This is a genomic window from Jannaschia pagri (assembly GCF_019655435.1).
GTDB classification, from domain to species: domain Bacteria; phylum Pseudomonadota; class Alphaproteobacteria; order Rhodobacterales; family Rhodobacteraceae; genus Jannaschia; species Jannaschia pagri.
Map to the genome: position 1 here is coordinate 223,978 of NZ_BPFH01000006.1, position 9,996 is coordinate 233,973.

Genomic DNA, 9,996 nt, shown 5'->3' on the forward strand with positions numbered 1-9,996 from the left:
GCAGCAGGCACCGGACCGCCGCATGACTGAACAGAGGGATGGACATGAGCAAACGCGAAGAACTGATCGGCAAATACGCGGACGACATTCGACAGAAGATCGGGGAAGAGCCGGATATGGATCTGCTGCGCAAAGTCACCATTGGCTGCGGACCGTCGATCTATAATGCCGACAGCGCCACCGTTGCCTCCAGCCAGCCAAGTGAGTTGGAAACGGTTAAGAACAACTTTCTGATCAAGAAGCTCGGCTTGTCCGATGGCCCCAAGCTGGACGAAGGCATCGCGGCCGTCGTCGAAAAATACGGCCAGTCGGAGCGGAACAAGTATCGGGCCGTGATGTACTACCTGCTGACCCGGCATTTCGGTAAAGAAGCGGTCTACGGATAACCGCCGATCCGCCGGTCTATCGGCAGAGACTGGACGCGCATCGGCGCCCTGGCGCCGGTGCCCCCGCGTGAAACGCCCCGCCGCTTGATCTGATGTCGCGGCTGTTCGACAGGGGCCTATGCACCCTGCCAACTACACGTATCCCCTGCGCCGCGTCCTGTCGTTCCCGCTTTTGGCGGAAGCGGTTGGGATTGGCCTCTTTGCCTCGGTCGCTTTGGTGTTTGCGGGACCGGATCCTGACCCGGTGCGTGTTGGGATTGGGACGCTTTACGCCTGCCTTGGGGCCCTCGCGGCGCTTCGTTCCGTTGGTGCAGGGGGCGAGGCACGGTTTGCGGACCGCGTTCCGGCTGCCGTGGGCTGGGCCCTGTGGCTCGCTGGTTTCGTAACGGCCATGCGGTGGGTTGGCGCTTGGGAAGAAACGCTGGCGTCGCTCATCCTGACCTGGGCGACCTTTCTCTTGGCGGGGATCATTCTCTTCCTGACCCCCAACCGGTCGCTGACGGAAACCCTGACGCGCGAGCCTTGTATGGACGGGCCGGACCTGGCCACCTGGCGGCGCTGGCAATGGGTGCCTGCGATGGCGATCCTGCTGTTGGGTTTCGCCTCTGAGGCCCAAAGGGACAGTGGCCCAGACGGGTTGACCCTGACCGCAGCGTCGTTTCTGGCGCTGGCGCTCATGTCGTCTCGGGATCGGTTAAAGTTGGCGCCCTGGCGACGCCTGCTGCACCGTGGGGTTCTTGCGACGCTGCTCGGCCTCGCGGTGATTTTGCCCGAAGGCGGCCTCTGGTCACTATTGCAGATCGGCAACAGTCACCCCATCTAAAGGTCGAGGCCTGTTCGGTCCGTGCCGGTTTCGGGCGGACGCCACGCGGGCGCTTGACCAAGGAGATGGGGCATGAACCTCGAAACGTTTACCGAGCGGGCGCGCGGCTTTCTGCAGGCTGCCCAAACGATTGCAACGCGCGAAGGGCACCAACAACTGGTGCCGGAGCATTTGCTCAAGGCGATCCTGGATGATGACCAAGGCATGGCGGCCAACCTGATAGGGGCCGCTGGCGGTGCGCCCGACCGGGTCCGCCAAGCCGTGGAGGCAGCCGTCGCGAAACTGCCCCAGGTGTCCGGGGACGCGGGCCAGGTTTTCATGAGCCGCGAGTTGGCCAAGGTCTTGGACGAGGCGGAAAAGGTCGCCAAGAAGGCCGGCGATAGCTTCGTGCCCGTGGAGCGGGTGCTGATGGCTTTGGCTATGGTCAAGTCGAAGGCGAAGGATGCCCTGGATGCCGGTGCGGTGAATGCCCAGGCGTTGAACGCCGCTATCAATGATGTGCGGAAGGGGCGGACGGCCGATAGTGCCTCGGCCGAGGATACCTATGAGGCGCTGTCGAAATACGCGCGCGACCTGACCGAGGCCGCGCGCGAGGGCAAGATTGACCCGATCATTGGCCGCGATGAAGAAATCCGCCGTGCAATGCAGGTCCTGTCGCGCCGCACCAAGAACAACCCCGTCCTGATCGGTGAGCCGGGCACTGGTAAGACCGCCATTGCGGAGGGGCTGGCCCTGCGCATTGTGGATGGCGATGTGCCGGAGTCTTTGCGCAACAAGCGGCTCATGTCCCTCGACATGGGGGCCCTGATCGCGGGCGCGAAATATCGCGGCGAGTTTGAGGAGCGGTTGAAGGCCGTCCTCAACGAGGTGACCGCCGCCGCCGGTGAAGTCATTCTGTTCATCGATGAGATGCACACCTTGGTCGGTGCCGGGAAATCCGACGGCGCGATGGATGCCGCCAACCTGATTAAGCCAGCCTTGGCCCGGGGCGAGTTGCACTGCGTCGGGGCGACGACCCTCGATGAGTACCGCAAATACGTGGAAAAGGACGCGGCTCTGGCCCGCCGGTTCCAGCCCCTGATGGTCGAAGAGCCGACGGTTGAGGATACCGTCAGCATCCTGCGCGGCATCAAGGAAAAGTATGAGCTGCACCATGGTGTGCGGATCTCCGACTCGGCCCTGGTGGCGGCTGCGACGCTGTCCAACCGCTACATCACCGACCGTTTCCTGCCGGACAAAGCCATCGACCTGGTCGATGAGGCGGCGAGCCGGCTGCGGATGGAGGTCGATTCCAAACCCGAAGAACTGGACGCCCTCGACCGCGACATCCTGCAAAAGCAAATCGAGGTGGAGGCCCTGCGCCTGGAGGACGACCAAGCCTCCAAGGACCGGCTGGAGAAGCTTGAGAAGGAGTTGAGCGACCTGCAACAACGCTCCGCCGAGATGACCGCCCAATGGCAAGCGGAGCGGGACAAGCTGGAAAGCGCACGCGAGGTGAAGGAGCAGCTCGACGCGCTGCGGATCGAATTGGACCAGGCCAAACGGGACGGCAATTTCGCCCGCGCGGGGGAGTTGCAGTACGGGACGATCCCAGGCTTGGAAAAGCAGTTGGCCGAGGCAGAGGCGGCCGAGAACGACATGATGGTAGAGGAGGCCGTCCGCCCCGAGCAGATCGCGAGCGTTGTGGAGCGCTGGACTGGTGTGCCCGTGTCCAAGATGCTGGAAGGTGAGCGGGAGAAACTGCTGCGCATGGAGGATGAGTTGGGCCGCCGCGTCATTGGCCAACGTCAAGCCGTGACCGCTGTGGCGCACGCCGTTCGTCGCGCGCGCGCGGGCCTGAATGATGAAGCGCGCCCGTTGGGGTCGTTCCTGTTCCTGGGGCCTACCGGCGTTGGTAAGACGGAGTTGACCAAGGCTCTGGCGGAGTTCCTGTTCGACGACGACGGCGCGATGGTCCGCATCGACATGTCGGAGTTCATGGAGAAACACGCGGTTGCGCGCCTGATCGGCGCCCCTCCGGGCTATGTCGGATACGACGAGGGTGGTGTTCTGACCGAAGCGGTGCGGCGCAGGCCCTATCAGGTCGTCCTGTTTGACGAGGTGGAGAAAGCCCACCCGGATGTCTTCAACGTCCTGCTACAAGTTCTGGACGATGGCCAGTTGACCGATGGGCAGGGGCGGACTGTGGACTTCAAGCAGACGCTGATCATTCTGACGTCCAACCTTGGGGCCCAGGCGCTCAGCCAATTGCCCGACGGGGCGGATGCGGGGGCGGCCAAACGCGACGTGATGGAGGCCGTGCGCGCGCATTTCCGCCCTGAGTTCCTGAACCGGCTCGATGAGACGATCATCTTTGATCGCCTGGCGCGGGACGACATGGATGGCATCGTCGATATCCAAGTGGCGCGTTTGGCCAAACGCTTGGCGGGTCGCAAGATCCGGCTGGAGTTGGATGCGTCTGCGCGGAAGTGGTTGGCCGAGGAAGGATATGACCCGGTCTTCGGGGCGCGTCCTTTGAAGCGGGTGATCCAGCGCGCCTTGCAGAACCCGCTCGCCGAGATGCTGTTGTCAGGGGATGTGGCCGACGACACCGTTGTGGCGGTGCAAGCCACCGAAGACGGCTTGATGATCGGGGATCGCGTGGCCTCTTCCTCACGATCCGCGCCCGAGGATGCCGTGGTCCATTGAGGCCGTCGGGCCGTTTATTGGATTGGGGTCTGAAAGGGCTGCAAATCTGCGCAGCCCAGTTCAAAAAAAGGGGCGACCACTGCATATGGTCGCCCCCAAGTGTTCTGTGCTTCTTCTGGCCTGGTGAGTCCTGAACACCGTCCGACAGGACGCGGCGGCCTTAGCCTTACAGGAGCGTCACCTCGACCGCGCCGAAGTCCTCGGTGGTCAGGCCGACGAAGTTGATGATGGTGCTGGCCCCATCGCCCTGGAGTTCGACCAACAGGCGCGCACCTGCGCCGCTGATGGCGGCGACGCTGGCAGACCCGAACCCTTCGGTGTCGAAAAGGATCGTGTCGTCGGTGACGTCGAAGTCATGGATCTTGTCGGGGCCATCACCGGCGCGGAACACAAAGGTATCGGAACCACCCAGACCATTCAGGTCGTCACCGCCTTTGCCGGCATCGATGACGTTGTCCCCAGCGGTGCCGAAGATATCGTCGTCGCCTTGGCCCGCCATGACGTTCTCAAAGCTCGAGGCGCCCCCATGGCCTGAGAGGAAACCGGTCTCCATGTAGAATGTCCGGCCTATGATGCTGGAGGAGAAATCGAGCGTATCGGTCCCGTCGCCCCCATCCCAGATGTCCTGTTGCGACCCACCTTTGTTGATCCGCACGATATCGTTGCCCGCGCCTGCGTAGATCTCGTCGATGAAACTGTTCTCGATGGCGCCGTTTTCTGACAGGTCGTCGTCCAGATCGCTGCCGATAATGACGTTGAACTCAAAGGTCTCGACACGATGGGTGCCCGAGGTCGCGACACCGGCTTCGTCAATGGTCCATCCAGCCTTGGATTCGGACAGATCGATGACGTCAAAGCCATCCTCTGCCTCGTCGAAGACGTTGTTGTTGTGTAGGCCACCTGCGACGTAATCCAGGTCCCCATCGAATTGATCGAAGATGACCGTGTCGTTGCCAGCGCCGCCGACAATGGAATCGTTGCCGTCCCAGCCGCGCAGCAGATCGTCACCCTCACCACCATCGAGCGTGTCATCGCCAAACCCTGCGCGGAGCGTGTCGTTGCCTGCGCCACCAGACAGCATGTCGTCGCCACGGTTGCCCGTCAGGCTGTCATTGCCGTCTTCGCCAGACAGTATGTCCGCACCAGCACCCCCTGCGACGACATCGTCGCCAGCGCCGCCAACGGCCAAGTCACCGCCGTTCCCAGCGAGAAGGGTATCCTTGCCCTCACCACCGTATAGGCTGTCGTTGCCATCGCCGCCTTCCAGCCGGTCATCGCCGTCGCCCCCCTGCAGGAGGTCGTCGTCCTCCAGCCCAAACAGCGTATCGTCTCCGATGCCGCCTATCAGGGTGTCGTCTCCACCATGGCCGCGCATGTAGTCGTTGCCGCCATCACCCGTCAGAACATCGTTGCCATCGCCGCCGAGAACCGCGTCGTTGCCTCCGCCACCACGGACGGTGTCATCGCCAGCGTTGCCGTAGACCCGGTCGTTGCCGTTTTGGCCCAACACCAGGTCATCCCCATTGCCTCCGAAGACCAGGTCGTTGCCGGTTCCGGCGCGGATGGTGTCGGCCCCGTCGTCGCCGCGCAGTTGGTCCCCTCCGTTGCCGCCTCTGATGCCATCGTCACCATCGCCGCCCCTGATGGTGTCCCCTCCGGAGCCGCCCAGGATTTGGTCGTCGCCATCCTCACCCCAGAGAACGTCGTTCCCGTTTCCGCCGTTCAGCGTGTCATTTCCGGTGCCACCGTCCAGGAAATCAGCACCGCGCTGCCCGAATAGTTCGTCGTCTCCGTTCTGGCCGTACAGCCGGTCCGCGCCATCGCCGCCCTTGATGGTGTCGTCACCAGCCTGACCGAAGGCACGGTCGCTCCCGCGGCCGGTCTTGATGAAATCATCCCCTGCGCCGGCGCGTACGGTGTCATCGGAATTGCCAGTGCTGATCAAATCGTCGCCAGACGTGCCTTCGATGGAGTCGGCCGCATTTGTCCCGATGCGCAGGCTGCCGCCCGCCGGGATGGCCTGGGCGGGCAACAGGAGGTTGTCGATCACCCGCAGGGTTCCATTGTCCAGTGTGGCGGGGGCGTCAAAGCTCGCGTCGGCGGTCTCAGGGCTCCCATCGACCACTTTGCCGTCGTCCAGGTTTACGTTGATCCGCAGGCCGGACAGTGTTTTGACCGCGCCGCTTGCATCGACGTCGCCGGACACCAGGTGATACCGCAGCACCATGTCCACGACCTGGCCCAGCGTCATTCCATGGGATTCGCCGATCAGGGTCAGCGCCTCAAGCAGGTAGGGGAGCGCGCCTGATGGCGGACCCGCATAGCCCAAGGCACCGGCTGCGGCGACGAAGGCAGCGTTCGTTGGCGCGAAGAGCGACAGGCTCCGCGAAGGATCACCGAGGAGTTCTGCAATGCTTGGCTTGCCGCGCGGCGCCTCTGCAACCAGTACGGCTTGGACGAGAATTGAAAAGTCGCGGTTGCCCGTAGCGGCTTCCAGCAAGGTGGTCATGGCAACAGCCCCCACAAATTACAGACAGATCACGGTCCCCAAAACCGTCGTATTGATGTCAATTTGACTCAGAATCGTTCGATCGCCAACGTGGCCCCGTGACCTCCGCGATGGAAAACGTGCTTAATCGTTCGCCACGTCGAAACAAACGGTCCTATGGCGCTCATTACGTTGTGATCGCAAACGGGTCTGCCACAGTTGTGTCGTGCCGATGTCCGACGCAGACTGTCTCCGCGAGGATGGGAGGCAGGACCGAATGATACTCATGGAATGGGCAGGATGGGCCATACAAGCGCTGGCTTTGGGCTTTGTGTTCGCCGTCGGTTTGGCCGTCGCCATCGGTTTTGGCCTGTTTGTCGCGGACCGTTTGCAGACCGAAGACGCCATCCGCAGAAACTATCCCGTCATCGGACGGTTTCGGCATCTGTTCACAGAACTGGGGGAGTTCTTTCGGCAGTATTTCTTCGCAATGGACCGGGAGGAGCTGCCCTTCAACCGTGCCCAGCGGGACTGGATCAAGCGCGCCATGGACGGGCGGAGCAACACCGTGGCCTTCGGGTCAACGCGCAACATCTCCGTGCCTGGGACGCCGCTGTTCGTAAACGATCCTTTCCCGCCGCTGGACCAGCAATCGGCTGCGACCGCGCCGCTCGTGATTGGTCCGACAGCCCGCACTCCCTACGAGGCAAAACGGGTCTTCAACCTGTCCGGCATGTCCTACGGCGCGATTTCGAAACCTGCGGTCCAGGCGCTGAGCCGGGGGTGCCGGGAGGCGGGGATTTGGATGAACACCGGTGAGGGCGGGCTGAGCCCGTATCACCTCGAAGGGGGGTGCGACATCGTCTTTCAGATCGGGACCGCGAAGTTTGGCGTGCGGGACGAGGCGGGGAACCTGTCTGACGACAAACTGCGCGAGGTCGCGGCCCGGCCCGAGGTCAAGATGTTCGAGCTAAAGCTGGCCCAAGGCGCGAAGCCCGGAAAAGGCGGCATTCTGCCAGCGGCGAAAGTCACGCCCGAGATCGCCGAAATTCGCGGCCTGCGGGAAGGGCAGGCGGGGATCTCGCCGAACCGTCACCGCGAGGTGGCCAGCGTCGGAGAGTTGCTCGACCTGATCCACCGGATCCGCGAGGTGACGGGAAAGCCGGTCGGTATCAAGACAGTCGGCGGGGCGGAGGCGCCGTTTCGGGACCTCTTTGCCGAGGTCAATGCGAGGGGCGCCGACAGCGCGCCGGATTTCATCACGATTGACGGCGGCGAAGGCGGCACCGGCGCCGCGCCCATGCCGCTGATCGATTTGGTCGGAATGTCGATCCGTGAGGCCTTGCCGATGGTGAGCGGGTTGCGGGACGCGGCCGGTCTCAAGGACCGCATTCGGATTGTCGCGTCTGGCAAACTGGTCAATCCGGGCGATGTGGCCTGGGCCTTGGCCGCGGGGGCCGATTTTGTGACCTCGGCCCGTGGGTTCATGTTCGCCCTGGGATGTATCCAGGCCCTCAAGTGCAACAAGAACACCTGCCCGACGGGTATCACGACCCATCAGCCGAGGTTTCAAAAGGGGCTGGTGGTCGAGGACAAATGGCGCAAGGTCGCGCGGTACGCGGAAGGCATCGCCAAGGAGGTCGAAGTGATCGCCCATTCCGTCGGGGTGACCGAGCCACGGCAAATGCGCCGGAGCCATGTCCGACTGGTGCAACCTGACGGAAGCTCTCGCTGTATGAGTGAGGTGCATAAGCGTCCCGCGTCCAACGCGCCCCAATCGACCGCTGCGCGGTAGCAGTCACGGGTCGTTACGATGTTGTGAGGTGATGAAACTTCGCGCCCGTGTTCCATCTTTGTGAGGTAGAGACCGTGCGACGTTGTCGAAGGATGGACCCATGACCAAGACCCGCTTGACCCCCGAGGATGTGACGCCGAAGGCGGCTTGGCTGAACCGCCGTCAGATCATCGCCGCACTTGGCGCAGGCTCCGTGCCGGGTCTTTTGGGGCAGGGCGCCCGCGCGCAGGAGGCCTTGGAGCCGAATACCTGGGATGAGATCACGGGTTACAACAACTACTATGAGTTCGGGACGGGTAAGTCAGACCCCGCGCGCTACGCGGGGGAGATGCAGACGGATCCATGGAGCGTCCGCGTCGATGGGCTCGTGGATCGTCCTGGCGACTACGCCCTTGCGGATCTGATCGGGGACTTACCCCAAGTGGAGCGGATCTATCGGTTCCGCTGTGTGGAAGCCTGGTCGATGGTGATCCCGTGGAATGGTTTCGAACTGAACACGCTGCTGACGAAGGTGGGGGTTCAGTCGGGGGCGAAGTATGTCGCGTTCGAGACGGCCGTCCTGCCAGAGGTTATGCCCGGCGTGCGGCGTCCGATCCTCGACTGGCCCTACCGTGAGGGGTTGCGCCTGGATGAGGCGATGCACCCGCTGACCATTATGGCGACGGGCATCTACGGCAGGCCGATCCCAAACCAGAACGGTGCGCCCATGCGTTTGGTGGTGCCGTGGAAGTATGGCTTTAAGTCAATCAAGTCGATTGTGCGGATCAGTCTGGTGGAGGAGGAGCCGCACGCGACGTGGAACGTGTCCAATCCTCGGGAATACGGGTTCTATTCCAACGTGAACCCGGAGGTGGATCACCCGCGTTGGTCCCAGGCCACGGAACGGGTGATCGGCAGCGGGCTTATCGCGCGTCGCATCGATACGCTTCCCTTCAATGGCTACGCTGACGAAGTCGCTGGCCTCTACGAAGGCATGGACCTGCGGGCGAACTTCTGAGCCATGGAAACCGTTGCGACGCTGCGCCCGAGATTATCGGCCATGGTCCGGCAGGTGCCGGTGTGGCCGGTCTACGTGTTGGGCTTGGTTCCGGCGGCTTGGCTGGTGTTTGCCACGCTGACGGGGCGATTGGGGTTTGATCCAGTGCGTACGCTGGAACATGACCTTGGCCTGCTGTCGCTCCGGTTTCTGCTGGCATCGCTCTGTGTCACGCCGCTGATGCGCCTGACGCGGGTGAACTTGATCAAGTTTCGAAAGCCGCTGGGTCTGCTGGCCTTCGTCTACGTTGCCTTGCATTTCTCTGTTTGGCTTGGCCTCGACCTTCAACTGCGTTGGGATTTGATCGGGGCGGAGATCGTGAAGCGTCCGTATCTCACGATAGGGTTCGCTGCCTTCGTGATGCTGATCCCGCTGGCGGCAACCTCGTGGCGGGGGGCTATCCGCAGGTTGGGCGCACAGACTTGGGGGCGTTTGCATCGTTTGGTCTACCCGGCGGCCCTTCTGGGTGCGGTGCATTTCGTCATGCAGGAGAAGGTCTGGAGCGTTGAGTCTCTGATCTACCTCGGGATTGCAGTCGGCCTGGTGGCGTCTCGCTTGATGTGGGTGCGGACCTGGTAACGCCCGACCAGTAAATGCCGCTGTTTTGGGCGGCGGATGGCTGGTTTCATGCGTCATCTGGCCTGTGGTCGAGAAGTATTCTCCGTAAGTCTTTGCTTTCTTGAGAATTTCATAAAAGTTCCAAAAAAAGTTCATGGAACGTGAAAAATCCGCTTGCGGGTCTGGATTGGTATCCGTAAAAGCCCCCTCACCGGCGGCGCT

The 9,996-nt window shown here is 62.6% G+C and carries 7 protein-coding genes; 6 read left to right on the plus strand and 1 reads right to left on the minus strand.

All coding sequences use genetic code 11. From position 1 onward, the window contains the following. The first annotated feature begins 44 nt into the window (after positions 1–44). The 3 genes from K5R33_RS16065 to clpB all read left to right on the plus strand — a co-directional run bounded on the left by K5R33_RS16065 (position 45) and on the right by clpB (position 3,897). Positions 45–386, plus strand: coding sequence for a DUF2853 family protein (locus tag K5R33_RS16065; protein WP_220750085.1), 342 nt, complete (start codon positions 45–47; stop codon positions 384–386). A 118-nt stretch (positions 387–504) separates the two neighbouring features. Then, the gene (locus K5R33_RS16070; RefSeq protein ID WP_220750086.1) at positions 505–1,209 is read left to right on the plus strand and encodes a hypothetical protein; all 705 of its coding nucleotides are present in this window, start codon (positions 505–507) and stop codon (positions 1,207–1,209) included. Positions 1,210–1,281: 72 nt separating this feature from the next. Continuing rightward, positions 1,282–3,897, plus strand: coding sequence for an ATP-dependent chaperone ClpB (gene clpB, locus K5R33_RS16075; RefSeq protein WP_220750087.1), 2,616 nt, complete (start codon positions 1,282–1,284; stop codon positions 3,895–3,897). Positions 3,898–4,063: 166 nt separating this feature from the next. Here the strand turns inward: clpB and K5R33_RS16080 are convergent, their stop codons facing one another. Next, positions 4,064–6,406: a hypothetical protein gene (locus K5R33_RS16080; protein ID WP_220750088.1), complete on the minus strand. Its 2,343-nt coding sequence runs from the start codon at positions 6,404–6,406 to the stop codon at positions 4,064–4,066. A gap of 265 nt (positions 6,407–6,671) precedes the next feature. Between K5R33_RS16080 and K5R33_RS16085 the strand changes: the two genes are divergently transcribed. The 3 genes from K5R33_RS16085 (at position 6,672) to msrQ (ending at position 9,795) form a co-directional block, all read left to right on the plus strand. Beyond that, a complete protein-coding gene (locus tag K5R33_RS16085; protein WP_220750107.1) occupies positions 6,672–8,180 on the plus strand; it encodes an FMN-binding glutamate synthase family protein in 1,509 nt (502 codons plus the stop codon). A gap of 100 nt (positions 8,181–8,280) precedes the next feature. After that, on the plus strand, positions 8,281–9,177 hold the full coding sequence (gene msrP / locus K5R33_RS16090; protein ID WP_220750089.1) for a protein-methionine-sulfoxide reductase catalytic subunit MsrP: 897 nt from the start codon (positions 8,281–8,283) through the stop codon (positions 9,175–9,177). A gap of 3 nt (positions 9,178–9,180) precedes the next feature. Continuing rightward, positions 9,181–9,795, plus strand: a complete 615-nt coding sequence (msrQ, locus tag K5R33_RS16095; protein WP_220750090.1) for a protein-methionine-sulfoxide reductase heme-binding subunit MsrQ — start codon at positions 9,181–9,183, stop codon at positions 9,793–9,795. The last annotated feature ends 201 nt before the right edge of the window (positions 9,796–9,996 follow it).

Coding starts and splice junctions, on each gene's coding strand:
- K5R33_RS16065 (WP_220750085.1), top strand. CDS start 45: ATGAGCAAACGCGAAGAACTGATCGGCAAATACGCGGACGACATTCGA.
- K5R33_RS16070 (WP_220750086.1), top strand. CDS start 505: ATGCACCCTGCCAACTACACGTATCCCCTGCGCCGCGTCCTGTCGTTC.
- clpB (WP_220750087.1), top strand. CDS start 1,282: ATGAACCTCGAAACGTTTACCGAGCGGGCGCGCGGCTTTCTGCAGGCT.
- K5R33_RS16080 (WP_220750088.1), bottom strand. CDS start 6,406: ATGACCACCTTGCTGGAAGCCGCTACGGGCAACCGCGACTTTTCAATT.
- K5R33_RS16085 (WP_220750107.1), top strand. CDS start 6,672: ATGGAATGGGCAGGATGGGCCATACAAGCGCTGGCTTTGGGCTTTGTG.
- msrP (WP_220750089.1), top strand. CDS start 8,281: ATGACCAAGACCCGCTTGACCCCCGAGGATGTGACGCCGAAGGCGGCT.
- msrQ (WP_220750090.1), top strand. CDS start 9,181: ATGGAAACCGTTGCGACGCTGCGCCCGAGATTATCGGCCATGGTCCGG.